Origin of the sequence: Pseudomonas sp. Q1-7 (assembly GCF_028010285.1) — a bacterium.
Lineage (GTDB): Bacteria > Pseudomonadota > Gammaproteobacteria > Pseudomonadales > Pseudomonadaceae > Metapseudomonas.
In genome coordinates this window covers 5,294,393-5,316,451 of sequence record NZ_CP116304.1, presented here as the reverse complement: position 1 = coordinate 5,316,451, position 22,059 = coordinate 5,294,393, and the positions used below count along the sequence as shown (strand labels likewise).

The following is a 22,059-nucleotide window of genomic DNA, read 5'->3' as shown; positions in this document are numbered from 1 at the left end:
TTCCTGAGCATTGTGTTGGGGATCGCCGGCGCCCGTCCACTAGGCTAACGCTTGTCCTGCAGCGGTTTCGGGGGATTCATGGCCGAGGCCAGGTGAGCTTCGACCCCCTCCAGGTTCTTCACGAACACGTCCACCTGGTTGAAGGCCATGTCCACCTGGTGCTCGCGGAACGTCGTCGCGATCCTGGTGAGGATCTCGTCGATGGCCGGGTTGCGGTCGCCCAGTTCGCGGACATGGAAGCGCAGTTCGAAGTCGAAGGTGCTGGCGCCGATATTGAGGAAGTAGACCAGCGGCTCGGGATCGCGAAGCACTCGGGCGTTCTCGGTGCAGGCCTGCATCATCAGCTTGCGCGCCAGGTCGTGGTCGGTCTCGTAGGCCAGGCCCAGCTTGATGATGACCCGGGTCACGGTGTCCGTCAGTGACCAGTTGACCAGTTGGCCGGTGATGAAGGTCTTGTTGGGGACAATGATTTCCTTGCGGTCGAAGTCGGTGATGGTGGTGGCGCGGATGCGGATCTTGCTCACCGTGCCCGACAGGTTGCCGATGGTCACCACGTCGCCGATGCGGACCGGGCGTTCGAACAGGATGATCAGGCCGGAGATGAAGTTGGCGAAGATTTCCTGCAGGCCGAAGCCCAGGCCCACTGACAGGGCGGCGACTAGCCATTGCAGCTTGTCCCAGCTGACCCCCAGGGCGGACAGAGCCGCGACGATGCCGATGCCGCTGATGGCGTAGGAGAGCAGGGTGGTGGTGGCGTAGGCGCTGCCCTGGGCCAGCCTGAGCTTGGACAGTACCAGGACTTCCAGCAGGCCCGGAAGGTTGCGCGCCAGGGCAATCGTGATACCCACCACGATCAGGCTGCCGAGCACGTCCAGCACGCTGATGGGCACTTGGGTGGCGGTTTCTCCGCTGCCGCTGGTGTATTCGTACAGGGTGACGTTGTCCAGGTAGGTGAATACGGTCAGCAGGTCTGCCCAGACCCAGTACAGCGCGACGATGAAGGCACTGAACAGGGCCAGCCGGGTCAGTCGCAAGGATTGCTGGTTGACCTGCTCGATATCGAGGGTGGGCTCTTCCAGCGTCACCTCGCCCCCTTCCGGGGCCTCCTTGCTCTGGGTCTGTCGTTTCGCCAGTACGCGCTGGTAGGCCAGTCGCCGGGCCGCCACGGCGAGCCCCCGGACGAAGGCGGCTTCGGCCAGCACGAAGATGATCAACAGGTAGAGCGTGTCGATGAGCCGGTCACTGAGTTTCAGTGCCGTGTAGTAGTAGCCGAAGCAGACGCCGGCGAAGAGTACGATCGGCAGCAGGGTAAAGGCCAGTCCCACCAGCAGGCGCACCGGTGTGGCGCGCTCGCGCATGGGTTTGGCGAGCAACACATTGGCCAGGATCAGGGTCATGAGCGCGAAGCAGCTCAGCACCACGACGACGCCGATCACGTCGTCCGCCAGGGCGGCCGGCTGGTGCTCGGCGACGGTGACGATGGCCACCAGGGCCATGACCACGCCGCCCAGGCGACGGAACTGGCCACGCAGGAAGGCCACCTGCGGGCGGTCCCAGTGAAAGTGCAGTTCGGCGATGCCGCCGGGGGCGAGGATGCGGTAGAGGGTATAGAACACCATCCAGGCCTGGGCCATCTCCATCAGGGCGGCGCCAAGGGTGGCGTTCTGGCCCCGGGCGTCGATCTGCAGGGCGAATCCGCAGAGCATCAGGAACAGGCTTACCGGCAGGGCCAGGAGTACGGTGAGGAACAGGGCCAGGGGGGTGTGCAACTGGCTGTCGCGTTTGAAGTGGTCGATGTCCTGGTGGATATCGTTGAGCCGGGCGTAGAGGTAGCGCCGTTTCCAGAGCAGTCCACCGATCACCAGCAGGAGCGGCAGGAACAGCCAGGGACGATTCACCAGGCCCTCGCCCAGTTCGCGCAGGCCGGCCCCCCAGGGCAGTACCGCCAATTGGCGCTCCAGCAGGTGCGGCGTCGAGGCCAGCCAACTGAAGTCCAGCGGCTTATTGCTGGGAATCCAGAACATCTGTTCGTCGAGGGTATTGCGCAGCAGTGTCGAAGTTTCCTGGAGCTGCTTCTGGTTCAGCTGCAGGTTGATGGATTCGCTGAGCAGGTTGTTCAGTTCGCGACTCAGGCGGTCCAGCAGCTCGCCACGGGTGGAGAGCAGGTTCGTCAGCGTCGCGCGGAGTTCGGGCGTCACCTGCTCGGGCGGCTGCTTGGCCAGCAGTTCGTCGACATAGGCCTGGGGATTGCCGAGCTTGTCCCGTTGCTGATTCAGCTCGAATTGGTAGAGACGGATATCGGCGATCTCGTCGGCGAGATTCTTGTCCAGGCTCAGGTGGGGCAGGGCCTGCTTCTGCTGGTAGAGGATCTTGGCCAGCAGCAGGCTGCCCTTGAGCACGCTGATCTGCTCCTCCAGGGCCTGGTCGGCCTGGCCGAGGCTGTCCAGTTGCTGGCGCGTCCTGAGATTCTGCTGGGTCAGCTCATTGAGACGGTCGGTGGCGCGCAACAGGTAATTGGACATCTTCAGGTTGATGGTGCTTTCCTTCGCCACCAGGCTGTCCGGGGTGGCCCGGTCGGCTTTCCGGGAGACCTCGGCCACGGTTTGCTCCGAGCTTTCCCGGCGCATTTCGTTGATCAGCGACTGCAGCTCCAGGGTGACCTGCTCGAGACGGCGGATGCGTTCCATGAGCAGGTCGCGGCGGCTGTTGCCGAGGTCTTGCAGCAGGCTGTTGCCGGCCAGCTCCTCGCGACGCAGTTCAGTCTGGGCGGAGAGTGCGGCCTGTTCGGCGACGAGGAGGCTGCGTTGCTCGTCGTTGATGGCCTTGCCGCCGTCCCTGCCTCCTTTGAGGAGGTTGTTGATCTGCTGGTTGCGCGTCTGGTTGCTGGCGATTTCGGCCTGGGCCCGCTCTGGGCGGGTCTGGGCGGTGATGATCAGGCTGTTGGCCTCGGCCAGCGATTTCTGCATTTCGGCCAGTTCATTGCTGCGCTGTTCCAGCAGTTTCTCCAGTTGCGTGAGTTCGGACTTGCCGTAGCGCTCCCGTACCGGCACCGGCGGACTGCCCTGCAGGCGCGCCAGGTCCCGCTGGGCTTCGGTGATCTGCTGGGGAGCCTCATTCAACTGGCGCTTGAGTTCGGCCAGCGCCTGGCGGCTTCGCTGCTGGTTGGCGAGGAAGGCCTGGGTCTGTTCCTCGACCGAGGGCTTGGCGTCGCTGGCCGCCTTGTCGGCTGCCGGAGCTGCGGGGGTGGGGACTGCGGCGCCGATGGCAGTGGCGGCCTGCAGGTAGGCAGGGGCCAGGCACAGCAGGGTAGCGGCGAGAAAGATGCGCAAGGAAGCAATCATCGCGAATGGGCGGCTCGGAGTTCAAATGCGGCTAATGATATGCCACGGCAGCCATTACGGGACTGGCCGGCATGAGCGGTTGTGATCAGGGTTCGCGCAACGGCGAACCCCTGGTTTCCATGGCGGGGGCCTGAAAGGACCGCCTGGGCGGGGTTCCCTAGAGGAAAAGCCCCGGCCGGCCCTGACCTTCGGGGAATTTGACGCCCACTTTGCGCACCTTGTTCCCTTCCATCAGCGCAACGGTCCAGGTCAGGCCGTTCCATTCCACCTGGTCGCCCACCACCGGCTCGCCGCCGATTTCGTGGGCAATGAAGCGGCCCAAGGGCTGGTGACCGTCCTGGTCTCCGAGCTTGAGGCCGTAGAGCGAGGCCACTGCCGCGAGCTGGGCATCGCCTTCCAGTACGAAGTCGCCGAAGAAACGCAGGTCCAGGCCGCGCTGCGGCGCCTGGCTGAACAGTTTGCCCAGGGCCGCCAGGTCATGCTCGTGGCCGACCACACAGAGAATGTCGCCGGCCTCGAGGGTGGTGCTGCCCGAGGGGTGGAGCAGCTCCTTGCCGCGGAACAGGGCCGCGATACGGGTGCCTTCCGGCATTTTCAGTTCGCGCAGGGCGGCGCCGATGCACCATTTCTCGGCACCCAGGCGGTAGACGAACAGTTCCCATTCGCTGGTGGGATGCACTTCCAGCCCGGCGCGGGAGATGGGTGCGGGCTCCGGCGGCACCGTCACCCGCAGCAGCTTGGCCGCCCAGGGCAGGCTGGTGCCTTGCAGCACCAGGGAAACCAGCACGATGAAGAAGGCCACGTTGAAGAACAGCTGGGCGTTGGGCAACCCGGCCATCAGCGGGAACACCGCGAGGATGATGGGCACCGCGCCGCGCAGGCCGACCCAGGCGATGAAGGCCTTTTCGCGGCCATGGAAGGCGCGGAAGGGCGCCAGGCCGAGGAAGATCGACAGCGGCCGTGCGACTACGATCATCCACAGCGCCAGCCCGAGGGCCGGCAGGATGATCGGGATCAACTCGTGGGGTGTCACCAGCAGGCCCAGCACCAGGAACATGCCAATCTGCGCCAGCCAGGTAAGGCCGTCGAGCATGTGCAGGATGCCGTGGCGGGAGCGGATCGGCCGGTTGCCGAGAAACAGGCCGAACAGGTAGACGGCGAGGATGCCGCTGCCCTGCACCGCGTTGGTGAGGGCGAACACCAGCAGGCCGCCGGCCACCACCAGCAGCGGGTAGAGGCCGTTGGCCAGGGTGAGGCGGTTGATCAGTTGCAGCATCAGCCAGCCGCCGGCGAAACCCATCAGGGTGCCGATGCCGAACTGCTGGGCGATATGCACGATGAAGGTCCAACTGAACCCGGTCTGGCCGCTGGCGAGCATCTCGATCAGGGCTACGGTGAGGAACACCGCCATGGGATCGTTGCTGCCCGACTCGATCTCCAGGGTGGCGCTGACCCGTTCGTTGAGGCCGCGTCCGCCGAGCAGGCTGAACACCGCTGCCGCATCGGTGGAGCCGACGATGGCGCCGATCAGAAGGCCTTCCAGGGTGCTCAGGTTGAACAGCCAGGCGGCGGCGACGCCGGTCAGCCCGGCGGTGACCAGCACCCCGACCGTGGCCAGCGACAGCGATGGCCAGAGCGCCACGCGGAAGGTGGCGGCGCGGGTGCGCATGCCACCGTCGAGCAGGATGATCGCCAACGCCAGGTTGCCCACCAGATAGGCCTGGGAATAGTTGTTGAAGGCGATGCCGCCGGGGCCGTCGCTGCCGGCGAGCATGCCGACCACGAGGAACACCACGAGGATAGGGACGCCGAAGCGTGACCCGAAAGCGCTGACCAGGATACTCATGCCTACCAGCACCGCGCCGATCAGGAACAGGCTATTGACGGTGGTGGCATCCACTGGTGGCTCCTTGCATTGAGGGGACGGTCGACGGGCATGCAGGGCGCATGCCGAGGAATTCTAACCTGCCGACGGCGAGGCCCTGCAAGATTTCATGCAGGGTTCCTGCCAGGGGGCGGACGGCGATTGGAGCAGGGAATCGAGAAGGGGTTCCCCAGGGCATTCCGGGGGAATGGTACGCACGGGCGCGTGACCCCGCGCCCATAAAAAAGCCCCGCATGTGCGCAGGGCGTGAAGAACCCTGGGAAAGGGTCAGAACCAGGTGTCGCGCATCGCCAGGCAGGTGTCGTCGCGGGCTTCCAGCAGCGCCAGTTCGTGATGGCAGCCGGGCACTTCCCAGGTGAGGAAGTAGCGCGCTGCCTGCAGCTTGCCCCGGTAGAAGTCGGCGTCCGTCGCAGAGCCCCGGGCCAGGCCCTCCTCGGCGCGGATCGCTTGCTCCAGCCAGCGCCAGCCAATGACCGCATGGCCGAACACCTTCAGGTAGAGCGCCGAGTTGGCCAGAGCCTCGTTGACCTTGCCCTGCATCAGGTCGCCCAGCAGGCCCAGGGTGGTGCTGGAGAGGCGCGTCATCAGCTGTTCCAGGGGCGCGCGCAGGGCGTCAAGCGATTCATGCGCGCTGGCGCGCTGGCAGCAGGTGTTGATCAGCCGGGTCAGTTGCTTGAGACCGGCGCCCTGGTTCTGTGCCAGCTTGCGCCCCAGCAGGTCGAGGGACTGGATGCCGTGGGTGCCCTCGTGGATCGGGTTCAGGCGGTTGTCGCGGTAGTACTGCTCCACCGGGTATTCGCGGGTGTAGCCGTGGCCGCCGAGGATCTGGATCGCCAGTTCGTTGGCCTTGAGGCAGAACTCCGAAGGCCAGGACTTGACGATCGGGGTGAGCAGGTCGAGCAGCTCATGGGCCTGGCGGCGCTCGTCCTCGGTGGCCAGGGTCTGGGTGTCGTCGAACAGGCGCGCGGCGTACAGGCCGAGGTCGAAGGCGCCTTCCACGTAGGCCTTCTGGGTCAGCAGCATGCGTCGCACATCGGCGTGCTGGATGATCGGGACCTGTGCCGAGGTCGGGTCCTTGCCGTCCGGCAGGCGGCCCTGGGGACGTTCGCGGGCGTAGTCCAGGGAGTAGAGGTAGCCGGCGTAGCCGAGCATCACCGCGCCCATGCCGACGCCGATGCGCGCCTCGTTCATCATCTGGAACATGTAGGACAGACCGGCGTGGGGCTTGCCCACCAGATAGCCGACGCATTCGCCGTTATCGCCGAAGTTCAGCGCGGTGGAGGTGGTGCCACGGTAGCCCATCTTGTGGAACAGGCCGGCGAGAATCACATCGTTGCGCGGGCCGAGGCTGCCGTCGTCGTTGACCAGGAACTTGGGCACGATGAACAGCGAGATGCCCTTCACCCCAGGCGGCGCGTCAGGCAGTTTGGCCAGGACCATGTGCACGATGTTCTCCGACAGCGGGTGGTCGCCACCGGAGATGAATATCTTGTTGCCACGGATGCGGTAGCTGCCGTCGGCGGCGGGTTCGGCGCGGGTGCGGATATCCGACAGGGACGAGCCGGCGTGGGGTTCGGTGAGCGCCATGGTGCCGAAGAAGCGGCCGTCGATCATGGGCTGGAGGAAGCGTTGCTTCTGTTCCTCGCTGCCGAAGCTCTCGATCAGGTTGGCCGCGCCCATGGTCAGGAAGGGGTAGGCCGAGCTGCCGACGTTGGCCGCCTGGAAGTGCGCGAAGCAGGCCTGGGAGAGGAGGGTGGGCATCTGCATGCCGCCCTGTTCGAAGCGGCGCGTGGCGTTGAGGAAGCCGGCTTCGAGGAAGGCGTCGACCGCCGGTTTCACTTCCGGGATCAGGGTGGCGGCGCCGTCGACGTACTCCGGCTCCTGCTCGTCGCCCTTGCGGTTGTGCGGGGCGAAGTATTTTTCGGCGATGCTGCGGGCGGTACCCAGGGCGGCGTCGAAGGTTTCGCGGTTGTGTTCGGCGAAAGGCTCACGCTGGGTCAGGGCTTCGGCGTCCAGCACTTCGTAGAGCTCGAAGGCCAGGTTGCGGGAACTGAGCAGGGTCTCGGACATGGTGGCTCTCCGGTGGGATGGCCTGAGTCTAGAGCGGTGAATGAAGGGTGCCTAGCAACATCCATGAACGTGATAAAGGGGGTGAAGCCTCGATTGGTCGCCGGCTGGTAGAATGCGCGCCTTGCGAGGACTCCCCATGAACTACCGCCATGCCTTCCACGCCGGCAATCACGCCGACGTGCTCAAACACTTCACCCTGGCCCGCCTGATCGCCCTGCTGTCGCGCAAGGAGGCACCCTTCGCCTACCTCGACAGCCATGCCGGCATCGGCCTCTATGACTTGCTGGGCGACCAGGCCAGCCGCACCGACGAGTGGCGCGAGGGTATCGGCCGGCTCTGGGACCTGCCCGATCTGCCGGCGCCGATGGCGGATTACCTGGAGGTCATCCGTGCGCTGAACCCGGACGGCAGCCTGCGCTACTACCCCGGTTCGCCGGAGCTGGCGCGGCGCCTGACCCGCCCCCAGGACCGCCTGCAACTGAACGAGAAACATCCGGAAGACGGGTTGCTGCTGAAGGACAACATGGCGGGCGACCGTCGGGTCGCCGTGCACCTGGGGGAAGGCTGGCACCTGGCGCGGGCGTTGCTGCCGGTGGCGGAGAAACGCGCACTGATGCTGATCGACCCGCCGTTCGAGAAGGCCGACGAACTGGAGCGCTGCGTCACCGCGATGAAGGAAGCCATCGGCCGCATGCGCCAGACGGTGGTTGCCATCTGGTACCCGATCAAGGACCAGCGCCAGCTCAAGCGCTTCTACCAGGAGCTGCAGGCCAGTGGTGCGCCCAAGCTGCTGCGCGCCGAACTCAAGGTGAACGCTACCGACAACGCCCTCGGCCTGAACGGCTCGGGCCTGGTCATCGCCAACCCGCCGTGGGGGATCGAGGACGAGCTGCGCCAGACCCTGCCCTGGCTGGCCGAGCGCCTGGCGCAGAGCCAGGGCGGCTGGCAGCTGGACTGGCTGATCGCCGAGTGATCAGCCGCGTCCCGGCTCCACGTAATAGGTCAACTGCTGGCGCGGGTTGAGGTACTCCAGCACGTCCAGCGGCAGTTGCGTCGGGCGCAGGCTGCGGGCGATGGACAGGCTCGGTTCCTGTTCCAGGTCGAGGATCAGCGCCTCCTGCTTGGGAATGTCCGGGTCGTGGAGGATCAGCGTCGGCCGTAGCGGTTGGCCCGGATTCATCCCCAGTACCAGGGCGTAGCGCTCGTCGTCCAGTTGCACCAGGCTGCCCGGTGGGTAGACGCCCATGGCGCGGATGAAGGCCTTCAGCGCCACCTCGTCGAAGCGTTCGCGCTGCTGCTTGAACATCAGTGCCAGCGCCTCGTGAGGACTCAAGGCGGTGCGTGGGTCGAGGGGGTTGCAGAGATTGTCGAACTGGTTGGCGATGGCCACCAGTCGGCTCAGGCGGCCGATGCCCGCCTCCCGCAGGCCGCGCGGGTAGCCACTGCCGTCGCAGTATTCGTGGTGCTCGTGGATGATCCGCAGCACCTCGTCGTCAAGCATGAGCTTCTGTCCCATGCGCAGGCCGAAGTCGGTGTGCAGCTGCAGGAACTGCTGCTCGGGCCTGGTCAGGGGCTCGGTCTTGAGCAGCACCTTGCTCGGCACTTCCAGCTTGCCGACGTCATGCAGCAGGGCGCCCAGCCCTAGGCTGTGGCAGGCCTCGCTGTCGAGGCCGAGCTGGCGGCCCAGCAGCAGCGCAAGCACGGTGACGTTCAGGGCATGGAAATAACTGTCCTCGGCGGCCTTGCCGGTGATGCCGTGGAGCACTACGCCCGATTCCCCCAGCAGGGTTTCCACCAGGTCGGTAACGATGGCGCCGGCCTGCTGCATCGCGGCTTCCGGGCGGCTGCGCAGGGTCTGGTTGAGGTGCTTCACCTGCTGGCTGGCCAGACTGAAGCGGCGGTCCACCTCGGCCACGCGCTGGCGCACCTGGCGGAGCTTCTCGGCGCGTGCCTGTCGCGCGTGGTCGGCCGGGGCCTCGGTGGCTGGTGCGGGTGGCGGTGGCGGTGGAGTATCGAGGGGCAGGGGCGCGCAATCGCTGCGTGCCGGGTCGTAGCGCAGGCGTTCCACGCCTAGTGCCTTCAGGGCGCGGATCTGGGCCTCGTCCTTGACCTTGAAATTGCTGAATGCGAAGTCGTGCTCCCACCAGCCCAGCTCCAACTGGATATAGAGGCCGATGCAGAGCTGGTCAGGGTGGATGTAGCGGGCTTCGGGCGGCATGGCGAAAGCTGGGTGGCGATTGGCCACTTGAGTCTAATCTTTCGGCAGCCGCCCCGCTGCCCTTCTTCAGGCGGGCAGGCACACCCCGGTGCCGCCCAGGCCACAGTAACCGCCGGGATTCTTCGCCAGGTACTGCTGGTGATAAGCCTCGGCGTAGTAGAAGGCAGGCGCCTCGCGGATTTCGGTGGTGATCTCGCCGAAGCCGGACTTCTCCAGTTCGGCCTGGAAGCGGGCCTGGCTGGCGTGGGCGGCGGCCAGTTGCGCCGGGTCGTAGCAGTAGATGGCCGAGCGGTACTGGGTACCGACATCGTTGCCCTGGCGCATGCCCTGGGTCGGGTTGTGCGCCTCCCAGAACACCCGCAGCAGCTCGTCGAAGCTGGTCTCGCGCAGGTCGAACACCACCAGCACCACTTCGGCGTGGCCGGTCAGGCCGGAACAGACTTCATCGTAGGTCGGATTCGGCGTGAAGCCGCCGGCATAGCCCACGGCGGTGGTCCAGACGCCCGGCTGCTGCCAGAAGCGACGCTCGGCGCCCCAGAAACAGCCGAGGCCGAATTGCGCCACCTGCAGGCCGGCCGGGAAGGGGCCTTGCAGCGGGCGGCCGTTGACATAGTGGCTGTCGGGCACCGGCATCGGCGTGTCACGGCCCGGCAGGGCCTGGGCGGTGCTGGGCAGCTCGAGTTTGTGGGCGAGTATTTGCGAACGCAGGACCATCAGCCTCTCCTCGTATCGTGAAAACGGCGATGGTCGATGTTACCGCGTCTCAGACACCTTTGCGGCAGGGATAGCGACCCAGATTCTCGAACAGCTGCTTGCCGGAGATCGGCTTGTCGAACAGGTAGCCCTGGCCGACGTCGCAGTGCTGGCGGCGCAGGAAGCCGAGCTGGGCGGCGGTTTCGATGCCCTCGGCGACCACCTTGAGCTTGAGCTTGTGGGCCATGGCGATCACCGCCGAGGTGATTTCCTTGTCGTCCTGGCTGTCGGGAATGTCCTTGATGAAGCTGCGATCGATCTTGATCACATCGATGGGGAACTTCTTCAGGTAGCTGAGCGAGGAGTAGCCGGTACCGAAGTCGTCCATGGCCAGGGTCAGGCCGAGGTTCTTCAGGTGGTTGAGCTGGTGGCGGGTGTCGTCGGTGGCTTCCAGCAGCAGGCCTTCGGTGAGTTCGAGTTCCAGGCGCTGCGCTGGCAGTTGCTCGTCCTGCAGGATGGTGGCGATGGAGCCCACCAGGTCCGGGTCGCTGAACTGCTTGGGCGACAGGTTGATCGCCACCTGCAGCTCGCCCAGGCCGGCCGCAGTCAGGCGCTTGCTCATGCGGCAGGCCTCGCGGATCACCCATTTGCCGATGGGGATGATCATCCCGGTTTCTTCCGCCACGCTGATGAACTGGTCGGGGCTGATCATGCCCTTTTCCGGGTGATGCCAGCGCAACAGGGCTTCCATGCCGAGCAACTGGCCGCTCTTCAGGCACAGCTTGGGTTGATAGAAGACTTCCAGCTCGTTCTGCGCCAGGGCGCGGCGCAGGTTGTTCTCGACGAACAGCTTGTAGCTGGCCTCGGCGTTCAGGGCCTCGGTGAACAGTTGCAGTTGGTGCTTGCCGTTGGCCTTGGCCTTGTGCAGGGCCAGGCCCGCGTGCTTCATCAGCGTCTGCGGGTCGCGGCCGTGCTGCGGCGCACAGGCCAGGCCCAGGGAGCCGGTGACGCTGATCAACTGGTTGTCGACGAACAACGGCTTGTCCAGGGTCTGCAAGACCTGGGCGGCGATGCGCTGGCCGCTGTCCAGGTCGGCGCCGTCCAGCAGCACGGCGAATTCGTTGCTGGCGAAACGCGCGAGGATACCGCTGGGGGTCAGGCTGTTGCGCAGGCGCCGAGCCAGGCTCACCAGCAGCTTGTCGCCGGTCTGGTGGCCGAGGCTGTCGTTGATCCGCTTGAAGTTGTCGATATCCACCAGCAACAGGCACAGCGGGGTGTCGTGGTCGCTGTGGAAGCGCTCCTCGAGGGTGCGGATGAAGTAGGGGCGGTTGCCGAGGCCGGTGAGGTTGTCGGTGTAGGCGAGCTTCTCGATACGCTGCTGCGCCAGCTTGCTCTGGGTGACGTCTTCGTAGATGCCGATGTAGTGAGTGAGCTCGCCATCTTCGCCGAACACCTTGGAGATCGACAGTTGGCCCCAGTAGGGTTCGAGGTTCTTGCGCCGGCTGCGGAACTCGCCCTGCCAACTGTTGCAGGCGGCCAGTCCGGAGCCGGTGTCGAACAGGAGCTCGCTGAGGTTCTCCAGGGCCGGCAGGTCCGACAGGCGGCGGCCGTGTACCTCGTCGGCGCTGTACTGGGTGATGGCGGTGAAACTCGGGTTGACGTATTCCACCAGGCCGTCGCGATCCACCAGCAGGAAGGCGCTGGCGCTCTGTTCCACGGCGCGCTGGAACAGGTGCAGGGCGCTGGTGGCATGGCGTCGCTGCTGGTTCACCAGCACCTGGGCGAACTGGTCGGCGAGCTCCCCGGCGAAGGCGATCTCGTCGCTCTGCCAGACCCTCGGTGCCCCGACGTGTTCCAGGCAGAGCACCCCCACCACTTCGCCGGCGATGCGGATGCTGGCGTCGAGCAGGGCGCTGATGCCCTGGGGCCTGAGGTAGCCTTGGGCCAATTCGCTGGTGCGGGGATCGTCCGGAGCGTTGTGGGCGTCGATGGCTCGACCACTGTGCAGCGCCTCGAGATAACGTGGGAACTGACCCATGTCCATTGGCCGCGGGTGCTCGTGGTGATCCTGGTCGCGGCGGAACAAGCTGACGGCCACCAACTGCGTGCCTTCGAACATCCAGATGCCGACGCGGGCTACGTCATAGGCTTCGCAGGCGGCCTGAGTGATGAGCTGGGCCGCTTCCTCGGCCGGGTTGGCGGAGGTGTAGCGATGGCGCGCCAGGCGCACGATCAGGCTCTGCTGGGCGCGGGAGCGGATCACGTGCTGCAGGTGGTCGTCCTGGGAGCGCTGGTAGAGCTCCAGGGAGGTGCGCAAGCGGCTGTTCTGGGCCTCCAGGTCGAGGCTTTTCCGTCGTTCCTCGTGTTCCGTCGCGTCCCCCGCCACCAGCAGGTAGCCCCGCAGCATGTGGCGCCCGTGCTGCTGGAAGGGCTCACCGACTTCCTGCAGGCACAGCGGACCGTTGGGGGTGTGCAGGGTGTAGCGGATGGAGTAATGCGGGTGCCTGGCCAGTTGCAGTTGCACGTCATCGTGCAGGCGGTAGCGGCTTTCCGGCTCCATCAGGCTGGCGTAGGGCGAATCGATCAGGGCGCAGAGTTCGCTGGCCGCCAAACCGATCTGGGGTTCACAGGACGGATCGAGGAATAGCATTGCCCAGCTGGCTTCGTTGAGCCGCTCGAAACGCATCAGGCCCAGCCGCGAGGGGACAGGCAACTGCGTCACTATCTCGGCCACCGTACGGCTGGCGGCATCGGGATGGCTCTTCATCGGGCGCTAGGCTTCCACTTCTCTGACCGGGAGAGGGTCCGGCCTACTTCTGCAAAGCATCGGGCAAGGGTGCATCATGATGATGGCACTGGCAAGCGCGCCACGCGGTGCTTTTCGCGAGTGGCGCCGGGGCCGACGAAACTGTGCTGGAGCGCACAGCCGGATATCCCGGAAGCAAAAAAAACCCCGCCTCAGGGGGGCGGGGTTGAGGTACGAGCGTGGCGTGCTCGCGAATAGTGGCGGGTTACAGCAGCATGGTGCGGATATCCGCCAGTACGTCGCCCAGGCGCTTGGTGAAGCGCGCGGCGGCGGCGCCGTTGATCACGCGGTGATCGTAGGACAGCGACAGCGGCAGCATCAGGCGCGGCTGGAAGGCCTTGCCGTCCCATACCGGCTGCATGGTGGCCTTGGATACACCGAGGATCGCGACCTCGGGCGCGTTGACGATCGGCGTGAAGCCGGTGCCGCCAATGTGGCCGAGGCTGGAGATGGTGAAGCAGGCGCCCTGCATGTCGTCGGCAGACAGCTTCTTGTTGCGGGCCTTGTCGGCCAGCGCGGCAGCTTCGGCGGCCAGTTGCAGCAGGCTCTTCTGGTCGACGTCGCGGATGACCGGTACCAGCAGGCCGTCCGGGGTGTCCACGGCGAAACCGATGTGCACGTACTTCTTGCGGATCAGCGCCTTGCCGCTGGGGGCCAGGGAGCTGTTGAAGTCCGGCAGTTCCTTGAGCAGGTAGGCGCAGGCCTTCAGCAGCAGCGGCAGCACGGTCAGCTTCACGCCGGCCTTTTCCGCCACGGCTTTCTGGGCCACGCGGAAGGCTTCCAGTTCGGTGATGTCGGCCGAATCGAACTGGGTCACGTGCGGGACGTTGAGCCAGCTGCGATGCAGGTTGGCGGCGCCGACCTGCATCAGGCGGGTCATGGCCACTTCTTCGATCTCGCCGAACTTGCTGAAGTCGACCACCGGGATCGGCGGGATGCCGGCACCGCCGGTCGCACCGGCGGCAGCGGCCGGGGCTTCCTTGGCCTTTTGCATCATGGCCTTGACGTAGGCCTGCACGTCTTCCTTGAGCACGCGGCCGTGGGGGCCGGTGGCCGCAACGGCGGCCAGGTCGACGCCGAACTCGCGGGCCAGCTGGCGCACCGCCGGACCGGCATGCACCTTGGCACCGCTGGAGCGCGCCGGTACGCCGGTGGTGTTTGCAGCGGCGGCGGCCAGGGCGGCGATGGCCGTGACTTCGGCGGCGGCCACCGGGTGGGCACCTTCCGGTACGCGATGAACCTGCTGCGCGGTGGTCGGGGCCGGAGCGGCGCCCGCGACCTTGAGCTTGAGGATCAGGTCGCCGGTGCCGACTTCGGCATCCAGTTTGACCTCGACGCTTTCCACCACGCCGGCGGACGGCGAGGGGATCTCCATGCTGGCCTTGTCGGACTCCAGGGTGATCAGCGACTGCTCGGCCTGCACGGTGTCGCCGGCCTTGACCAGGACTTCGATGACCTTGACCTTGCCGTCGGTGCCGATGTCCGGCACGAAGACGTCCTGCACACTGGAGCCTGCGGTTGCAGGTGCGGCGGCCGGGGCTGCGGCGGGAGTGGGGGTAGCCGCCGGGGCAGCGGCTTGGGCGGGAGCCGGAGCGGCGCCGGCAACCTTGAGCTTGAGGATCAGGTCGCCAGTGCTGACTTCACCGTCCAGCTTGACCTCGATGCTTTCCACCACGCCGGCGGCCGGAGACGGGATCTCCATGGAGGCCTTGTCGGACTCCAGGGTGATCAGCGACTGCTCGGCCTGCACGGTGTCGCCGGCCTTGACCAGGACTTCGATGACCTTGACCTTGCCGTCGGTGCCGATGTCCGGCACGAAGACGTCCTGCACGCTGGAGCCAGCGGCCGCGGGAGCCGCAGCCGGGGCAGCGGGTTTCTCCTCGGCCTTGGGTGCGGGAGCGGCGGCCGGCGCGGCCGGCGCTGCAGCGGCACCCTCGACTTCCAGTTCCAGCAACTCGTCGCCTTCCTTCAGGCGGTCGCCCAGCTTGACCTTCAGGCTCTTGATCACACCGGCCTTGGGAGCCGGGATTTCCATGCTGGCCTTGTCGGATTCCAGGGTCAGCAGGCTCTGCTCGGCTTCGATACGGTCGCCAACCTTGACGAACAGTTCGATCACTTCACCTTCGCCGCTGCCGATGTCGGGTACGCGAATCAATTCACTCACAATGCGTCTCCTCAGCAGTCCAGCGGGTTGCGTTTTTCAGGGTCGATACCGAACTTGGCGATGGCCTCGGCCACGACCTTGGGTTCGATCTCGCCGCGATCCGCCAGCGCTTCCAGGGCTGCCAGGACCACCCAGTAACGGTCCACTTCGAAGAAGTGGCGCAGCTTCTTGCGGCTGTCGCTGCGGCCGAAACCGTCGGTACCCAGGACCTTGTACTCCTTGCTCGGGACCCACTGGCGAATCTGGTCGGCGAACAGCTTCATGTAGTCGGTGGAGGCCACGACCGGGCCCTTGCGGCCGCTCAGGCACTGTTCGACGTAGGTCTGCCGGGGCTTCTGCTCCGGGTGCAGGCGGTTGTGGCGCTCGATGGCCAGGCCTTCGCGGCGCAGTTCGTTGAAGCTGGTGACGCTCCAGACGTCGGCGCCGACGTTGAACTCGTCGCGGAGGATCTTCGCCGCCTCGCGGACTTCGCGCAGGATGGTGCCCGAGCCCAGCAGTTGCACGTGGTGCGCGGCTTCCTTCTTGTCCTCTTCGAGGAGGTACATGCCCTTGATGATGCCGTCCTCGACACCTTCCGGCAGCGCCGGCTGCTGGTAGGCCTCGTTCATCACGGTGATGTAGTAGAAGACGTTCTGCTGCTCTTCGGTCATCTGGCGGATGCCCTCACGCACGATCACCGCCAGCTCGTAGCCGTAGGTGGGGTCGTAGGTGCGGCAGTTGGGGATGGTGGCGGCCATGATGTGGCTGTGGCCGTCCTCGTGTTGCAGGCCTTCCCCGTTCAGGGTGGTACGGCCGGAGGTGCCGCCGATCAGGAAACCACGGGCACGGCTGTCGCCGGCTGCCCAGGCCAGGTCGCCGATACGCTGGAAACCGAACATCGAATAGAAGATGTAGAACGGCAGCATCGGCTGGTTGTGGTTGCTGTAGGAGGTACCGGCCGCGATGAAGGAGGACATGGCGCCCGCCTCGTTGATGCCCTCTTCGAGGATCTGGCCCTTCTTGTCCTCCTTGTAGAACATCACCTGGTCCTTATCGACGGGCTCGTAGAGCTGGCCGACGGAGGAGTAGATGCCCAGTTGGCGGAACATGCCTTCCATACCGAAGGTACGGGCCTCGTCCGGGATGATCGGAACGATGCGCTGACCGAGTTCCTTGTCCTTGACCAGCTGCGCCAGGATGCGCACGAAGGCCATGGTGGTGGAAATCTCACGGTCGCCCGAGCCATCGAGGATGGCCTTGAGGGTTTCCAGCGGCGGCGTCGGGATGCTGAAGCTGTTGACGCGGCGCTGCGGCACGTAGCCACCCAGGGCGGCGCGGCGCTCGTGCAGGTACTTGTGTTCGGCGCTGCCTTCCTGCGGACGGTAGAAGGGCAATTTCTCCAGGTCGGCGTCGTTGACCGGGATGTCGAAGCGGTCACGGAACTGCTTCAGGCTCTCGACATCGACCTTCTTGGTGTTGTGGGCGGTGTTCTGCGCTTCGCCCGCGCCGGTGCCGTAGCCCTTGATGGTCTTGGCCAGGATGACGGTGGGCTGGCCCTTGTGGTTGACCGCCTGGTGGTAGGCCGCATAGACCTTGTAGGGGTCGTGGCCGCCACGGTTGAGCTTCCAGATCTCGTCATCGGAAAGGTCCTGGACCATTTCCTTGAGTTCCGGGGTGTTGAAGAAGTTTTCGCGGACGTACGCGCCGTCCTTGGCCTTGTAGTTCTGGTACTCGCCGTCGACCGCTTCGTCCATGCGGCGTTGCAGGGCGCCGTTGGTGTCCTTGGCGAACAGCGGGTCCCAGAAGCGGCCCCAGACCACCTTATTGACGTTCCACTGGGCGCCGCGGAAGACGCCTTCCAGTTCCTGGATGATCTTGCCATTGCCGCGAACCGGGCCGTCGAGGCGCTGCAGGTTGCAGTTGATGACGAAGATCAGGTTGTCCAGTTTTTCGCGGCCGGCGAGGGAAATGGCGCCGAGGGATTCCGGCTCGTCGCACTCGCCGTCACCCATGAAGCACCAGACCTTCTGCTTGCCGGCGGGAATGAAACCGCGGCTTTCCAGGTACTTCATGAAGCGCGCCTGGTAGATGGCCTGGATCGGGCCGAGGCCCATGGACACGGTGGGGAACTGCCAGAAGTCCGGCATCAGCCAGGGGTGCGGGTAGGAAGACAGGCCCTTGCCGTCCACTTCCTGGCGGAAGTTGATCATCTGTTCTTCGCTGATGCGGCCTTCGAGGAAGGCACGGGCATAGATGCCGGGCGAGGCGTGGCCCTGGTAGAAGATCAGGTCGCCGCCGTGCTCCTCGGTGGGCGCCTGGAAGAAGTAGTTGAAGCCGATGTCGTAGAGGGTCGCCGAGGACGCGAAGCTGGAAATGTGACCGCCCAGGTCCGGGTCGTTCAGGTTGGTGCGCATCACCATGGCCAGGGCATTCCAGCGCACCATGGAGCGGATGCGGCGTTCCATGAACAGGTCGCCGGGCATGCGTGCTTCATGGGTGACCGGGATGCTATTGCGGTACGGCGTGGTGATGGCGTACGGCAGTTTGGTGCCGCTGCGGGTCGCCAGCTCACCCATCCGGGTCAGCAGGTAGTGCGCGCGGTCTTCGCCTTCTTTGTCGAGTACGGATTCCAGGGAATCCAGCCATTCCTGGGTTTCGACGGGATCGAGGTCTTGCATGGCTTGCTCCAGGGCGGAAAGGCTTCCAGAATCGGATGCCAGTGGTCACGGCCGGCCTTGTGGGGCGGTCGCGGCGAGAATTCTTGTTACCGGGGGTAGAACCGGGCTCGTGTAGTTTTACTACAAATCGACAAAGGTTTCAGCACTCTGGATACAAACTTTCGTAGTAAAACTACAGACTGCGCGGCGCAGTCGGCTGGATATCCCGAGATAGAGCTGTTCCGCCACCGCTGCGCCAGCTACGGGCCCAGCCTCGGCCCGCAGCCCAGAAAGGATAGACCATGAGCCTGCCGCCGCTGGCCGCCCTGCCGGCCACCCTCCAGTCCAGCGCCGATCGGGCGCTGTCCGCCTTCCGCACCGCCCTTGCCGAACAGGCCGAGGTCTTCGCCAGCTGGCCCGACGAACGGCTGCAGGCGTTTTCCCGGGTCAGTGCGGCCAGCGATTTTGTTGCCGAGCAGGCCCAGCGCGATCCGGCCATGCTGCTGGCGCTGGCCGAGTCCGGCGAACTGGAGCGGCCCTTGGTGTCGGGCGAGCTGCGCGCGCAGCTCGCGCGCTGTCTGGAAGAGTGCGCGGATGAGGACGAACTGGGCCGCCGCCTGCGCCGCTATCGCAACCGCCAGCAACTGCGGATCATCTGGCGCGACCTGACCCGCCAGGCCGACCTCGCGGAAACCTGCCGCGATCTGTCCGATCTCGCCGATGCCTGCATCGACCTTGCCTACGCGTGGTTCTACAGCCGCCACTGTGCCCAGTTCGGCACACCCATCGGTCGTCGCTCCGGTCAGCCGCAGCACCTCGTGGTGCTGGGCATGGGCAAGCTGGGTGCCCATGAACTGAACCTGTCGTCGGACATCGACCTGATCTTCGGCTATCCCGAGGGCGGCGAGACCGAAGGCGCCAAGCGCGCCCTGGACAACCAGGAATTCTTCATCCGCCTCGGCCAGCGGCTGATCAAGGCGCTGGACGCCATCACCGTGGACGGTTTCGTCTTTCGCGTGGACATGCGACTGCGCCCCTACGGCTCGTCCGGCCCACTGGTGTTCAGCTTCAACGCCCTGGAGCAGTACTACCAGGACCAGGGGCGCGACTGGGAGCGCTACGCCATGATCAAGGCGCGGGTGGTGGGGGGCGACCAGGTCGCCGGTGCCCAGCTCCTGCAGATGCTGCGCCCCTTCGTCTACCGCCGCTACCTGGACTTTTCCGCCATCGAGGCCTTGCGCTCGATGAAGCAGTTGATCCAGCAGGAAGTGCGCCGCAAGGGCATGACCGAGAACGTCAAGCTCGGTTCCGGCGGCATCCGCGAGGTGGAGTTCATCGCCCAGGCGTTCCAGTTGATCCACGGCGGCCGCGACCTCAGCCTGCAGCAGCGACCGCTGCTGAGCGTGCTGGCGACTCTGGAGGGGCAGGGCTACTTGCCGCCGCCGGTGGTGGCGGAGCTGAAGGAGGGCTACGAGTTCCTCCGCTATACCGAACACGCCCTGCAGGCCATCGCCGATCGCCAGACCCAGATGCTGCCGGACAACGACCTGGATCGCGCGCGCGTGGCTTTCATCATGGGCTTCGACGACTGGGCCGCCTTCCGCGAGCGCCTGATGCATTGGCGCGGGCGTGTCGAGTGGCACTTCCAGCAGGTGATCGCCGACCCGGACGAAGACGAGGGCAGCACGCGTGAAAGCTGCATCGGCGGCGAATGGCTGCCGCTCTGGGAGGAGGCCCTCGACGAGGAAAGTGCCTGTCGCCAACTGGGCGAGGCCGGCTTTGCCGAGCCCGCCGCCGCCTGGCGCCGGCTCTCCGACCTGCGCAACGGGCCGCAGGTGCGTGCCATGCAGCGCCTCGGCCGCGAACGACTGGATGCCTTCATTCCCCGCTTGCTCAGCCTGACGGTCGAGCACGGCGACCCCGACCTGGTGCTGGAGCGGGTGCTGCCCATGGTCGAGAAGGTGGCGCGGCGTTCCGCCTATCTGGTGCTGCTGAGCGAGAATCCGGGCGCCTTGCAGCGGCTGATCAAACTCTGCGCCGCCAGCCCGTGGATCGCCGAGCAGATCACTCGCTTCCCGCTGCTGCTCGATGAGTTGCTCAACGAAGGCCGCCTCTACCGCCCCCCGCTGGCCCCTGAGCTGGCCGCCGAGCTGCGCGAGCGCCTTACCCGCATTCCCGAGGACGACCTGGAGCAGCAAATGGAGGCCCTGCGCCACTTCAAGCTGGCCCACAGCCTGCGGGTGGCGGCCTCGGAAATCGCCGGCACCCTGCCGCTGATGAAGGTCAGCGACTACCTGACCTGGCTGGCCGAAGCCATCCTCGACCAGGTGCTGGCGCTGTCCTGGCGGCAGACCGTGGCCAGGTACGGCACGCCCAGGCGCGCCGACGGCAGCCTCTGCGATCCGGATTTCATCATCGTTGGCTACGGCAAGGTGGGCGGCCTGGAATTCGGCCACGGTTCGGACCTGGACCTGGTGTTCATCCATGATGGCGATCCCCAGGCCGAGACCGATGGCAGCAAGCCCATCGACGGCGCCCAGTTCTTCACCCGCCTGGGCCAGCGCATCATCCACCTGCTGACCACCCAGACCACCTCCGGCGCCCTCTACGAGGTGGATATGCGCCTGCGTCCGTCGGGCGCGGCGGGCCTGCTGGTCAGTTCCCTCGGCGCGTTCCAGCGCTACCAGGAGAACGAGGCCTGGACCTGGGAGCACCAGGCGCTGGTGCGCGCCCGGGTGCTGGTGGGCTCGCCACGGGTCGCCGGTGCCTTCGAGCAGGTACGCCTGGCGGTGCTCGGTCGTGAGCGCGACCTGGACAAGCTGCGCGCCGAGGTGAGCGAGATGCGCGCCAAGATGCGTGACAACCTCGGCACCCGCGAAACCGCTGCCGGCACCGCGCCGAATGCCTTCGAGGCCGCGTCCGCCTTCGATCTGAAGCAGGATGCCGGCGGTATCGTCGATATCGAATTTATGGTGCAATATGCCGCCCTGGCCTGGTCGCGACAGCACCCCGAACTGGTGCGTTACACCGATAACATCCGCATTCTGGATGGCCTGGAGCAGGCCAATCTGCTGGCTGGCGAGGAAGTTCGCCTGCTGCAGGAAGCCTACAAAGCCTATCGTTCAGCGGCTCACCGGCAGGCGCTGCAGAAGCAGCCCGGGGTGGTGGGCGGGGACCAGTTCCATGCGGAGCGCCGGGGCGTGATGCGGAATTGGCGAGAGTTGGGCTTGAACTGACCCGACAGGCTGAACCAATCGAATTCTTGAGGAGCTGGCAATATGTCGATGGCCGATCGTGATGGCGTGATCTGGTATGACGGCGAACTGGTGCCGTGGCGCGAAGCAACCACCCACGTCCTGACCCACACCCTGCACTACGGCATGGGCGTGTTCGAAGGCGTGCGCGCCTACAACACCCCGGACGGCACCGCCATCTTCCGCCTGCAGGCCCATACCGACCGCCTGTTCGACTCCGCCCACATCTTCAACATGCAGATCCCCTTCACCAAGGAGGAGATCAACGAAGCCCAGCGTGCCGCGGTGCGCGAGAACGGCCTGGAAAGCGCCTACCTGCGTCCGATGGTGTTCTTCGGCAGCGAAGGCATGGGCCTGCGCGCGTCGGGCCTGAAGATCCACGTGATCGTCGCCGCCTGGCACTGGGGTGCCTACATGGGCGAAGAAGCGCTGGAAGCCGGCATCAAGGTGCGCACCAGCTCCTTCACCCGCCACCACGTCAACATCTCCATGACCCGCGCCAAGGCCAACGGCAACTACATCAACTCGATGCTGGCCCTGCAGGAAGCCATTTCCGGCGGCGCCGACGAGGCCATGCTGCTGGACCCGGAAGGCTACGTGGCCGAGGGTTCGGGCGAGAACATCTTCCTGGTCAAGGACGGCGTGGTGTACACCCCGGAAGTGACCTCCTGCCTCAACGGCATCACCCGCAGCACCATCCTGACTCTGGCCGGCGAGCTGGGCATCAAGGTGGTGGAGAAGCGCATCACCCGTGACGAGGTGTACATCGCCGACGAAGCCTTCTTCACCGGTACCGCCGCCGAAGTCACCCCGATCCGCGAAGTGGACGGCCGCCGCATCGGCATCGGCCGCCGTGGCCCGGTGACCGAGAAACTGCAGAAAGCCTACTTCGACCTGGTGACCGGCAAGACCTCGGCCCACGCCGAGTGGCGCACCCTGGTCAAGTAAACGACTGAGCTGTACGCGGCGAGCCGCAAGCTGCAAGTGGTGGT

The 22,059-nt window shown here is 65.8% G+C and carries 11 protein-coding genes; 3 read left to right on the top strand and 8 right to left on the bottom strand.

The window, feature by feature from the left end:
- Window positions 1-44: 44 nt before the first annotated feature.
- From mscK to PJW05_RS24515, 3 genes are all read right to left on the bottom strand, one after another.
- Window positions 45-3,341, bottom strand: coding sequence for a mechanosensitive channel MscK (mscK, locus tag PJW05_RS24525; protein WP_271409526.1), 3,297 nt, complete (start codon window positions 3,339-3,341; stop codon window positions 45-47).
- 157 nt (window positions 3,342-3,498) lie between these two features.
- Window positions 3,499-5,241 (bottom strand): potassium/proton antiporter, encoded by a 1,743-nt coding sequence (locus tag PJW05_RS24520; protein WP_271409525.1) that lies wholly within the window; start codon window positions 5,239-5,241, stop codon window positions 3,499-3,501.
- A gap of 252 nt (window positions 5,242-5,493) precedes the next feature.
- Window positions 5,494-7,296 (bottom strand): acyl-CoA dehydrogenase, encoded by a 1,803-nt coding sequence (locus PJW05_RS24515; protein ID WP_271409524.1) that lies wholly within the window; start codon window positions 7,294-7,296, stop codon window positions 5,494-5,496.
- Between the two features lie 136 nt (window positions 7,297-7,432).
- Between PJW05_RS24515 and PJW05_RS24510 the strand changes: the two genes are divergently transcribed.
- Window positions 7,433-8,269 carry a 23S rRNA (adenine(2030)-N(6))-methyltransferase RlmJ gene (locus tag PJW05_RS24510; protein ID WP_271409523.1) on the top strand — a complete coding sequence of 279 codons (837 nt, stop codon included), beginning with the start codon at window positions 7,433-7,435 and terminating at the stop codon, window positions 8,267-8,269.
- On the opposite strand, the gene PJW05_RS24505 is transcribed toward PJW05_RS24510, so the two are convergent.
- From PJW05_RS24505 to aceE, 5 genes are all read right to left on the bottom strand, one after another.
- Window positions 8,270-9,514 (bottom strand): HD-GYP domain-containing protein, encoded by a 1,245-nt coding sequence (locus PJW05_RS24505; RefSeq protein WP_271409522.1) that lies wholly within the window; start codon window positions 9,512-9,514, stop codon window positions 8,270-8,272.
- Window positions 9,515-9,580: 66 nt separating this feature from the next.
- Window positions 9,581-10,228, bottom strand: a complete 648-nt coding sequence (gene msrA, locus PJW05_RS24500; protein ID WP_271409521.1) for a peptide-methionine (S)-S-oxide reductase MsrA — start codon at window positions 10,226-10,228, stop codon at window positions 9,581-9,583.
- A 49-nt stretch (window positions 10,229-10,277) separates the two neighbouring features.
- Window positions 10,278-12,974 carry a putative bifunctional diguanylate cyclase/phosphodiesterase gene (locus PJW05_RS24495; protein ID WP_271409520.1) on the bottom strand — a complete coding sequence of 899 codons (2,697 nt, stop codon included), beginning with the start codon at window positions 12,972-12,974 and terminating at the stop codon, window positions 10,278-10,280.
- Window positions 12,975-13,218: 244 nt separating this feature from the next.
- Window positions 13,219-15,177, bottom strand: coding sequence for a dihydrolipoyllysine-residue acetyltransferase (gene aceF / locus PJW05_RS24490; protein ID WP_271409519.1), 1,959 nt, complete (start codon window positions 15,175-15,177; stop codon window positions 13,219-13,221).
- 11 nt (window positions 15,178-15,188) lie between these two features.
- A complete protein-coding gene (gene aceE, locus PJW05_RS24485) occupies window positions 15,189-17,834 on the bottom strand; it encodes a pyruvate dehydrogenase (acetyl-transferring), homodimeric type (RefSeq protein ID WP_271409518.1) in 2,646 nt (881 codons plus the stop codon).
- A gap of 281 nt (window positions 17,835-18,115) precedes the next feature.
- Here aceE and glnE point away from each other — a divergent pair, with 281 nt between their 5' ends.
- Entirely contained in the window at window positions 18,116-21,049 is a 2,934-nt protein-coding gene (gene glnE, locus PJW05_RS24480) for a bifunctional [glutamate--ammonia ligase]-adenylyl-L-tyrosine phosphorylase/[glutamate--ammonia-ligase] adenylyltransferase (RefSeq protein ID WP_271409517.1), read from the top strand.
- Between the two features lie 42 nt (window positions 21,050-21,091).
- Window positions 21,092-22,015, top strand: a complete 924-nt coding sequence (locus PJW05_RS24475) for a branched-chain amino acid transaminase (protein WP_271409516.1) — start codon at window positions 21,092-21,094, stop codon at window positions 22,013-22,015.
- Window positions 22,016-22,059: the final 44 nt, after the last annotated feature.

Bases quoted from the DNA above. Each gene is read 5' to 3' on its own strand.
- aceE (WP_271409518.1), bottom strand. From the start codon at position 17,834: ATGCAAGACCTCGATCCCGTCGAAACCCAGGAATGGCTGGATTCCCTG.
- PJW05_RS24475 (WP_271409516.1), top strand. From the start codon at position 21,092: ATGTCGATGGCCGATCGTGATGGCGTGATCTGGTATGACGGCGAACTG.
- PJW05_RS24505 (WP_271409522.1), bottom strand. From the start codon at position 9,514: ATGCCGCCCGAAGCCCGCTACATCCACCCTGACCAGCTCTGCATCGGC.
- msrA (WP_271409521.1), bottom strand. From the start codon at position 10,228: ATGGTCCTGCGTTCGCAAATACTCGCCCACAAACTCGAGCTGCCCAGC.
- PJW05_RS24515 (WP_271409524.1), bottom strand. From the start codon at position 7,296: ATGTCCGAGACCCTGCTCAGTTCCCGCAACCTGGCCTTCGAGCTCTAC.
- mscK (WP_271409526.1), bottom strand. From the start codon at position 3,341: ATGATTGCTTCCTTGCGCATCTTTCTCGCCGCTACCCTGCTGTGCCTG.
- PJW05_RS24495 (WP_271409520.1), bottom strand. From the start codon at position 12,974: ATGAAGAGCCATCCCGATGCCGCCAGCCGTACGGTGGCCGAGATAGTG.
- glnE (WP_271409517.1), top strand. From the start codon at position 18,116: ATGAGCCTGCCGCCGCTGGCCGCCCTGCCGGCCACCCTCCAGTCCAGC.
- PJW05_RS24510 (WP_271409523.1), top strand. From the start codon at position 7,433: ATGAACTACCGCCATGCCTTCCACGCCGGCAATCACGCCGACGTGCTC.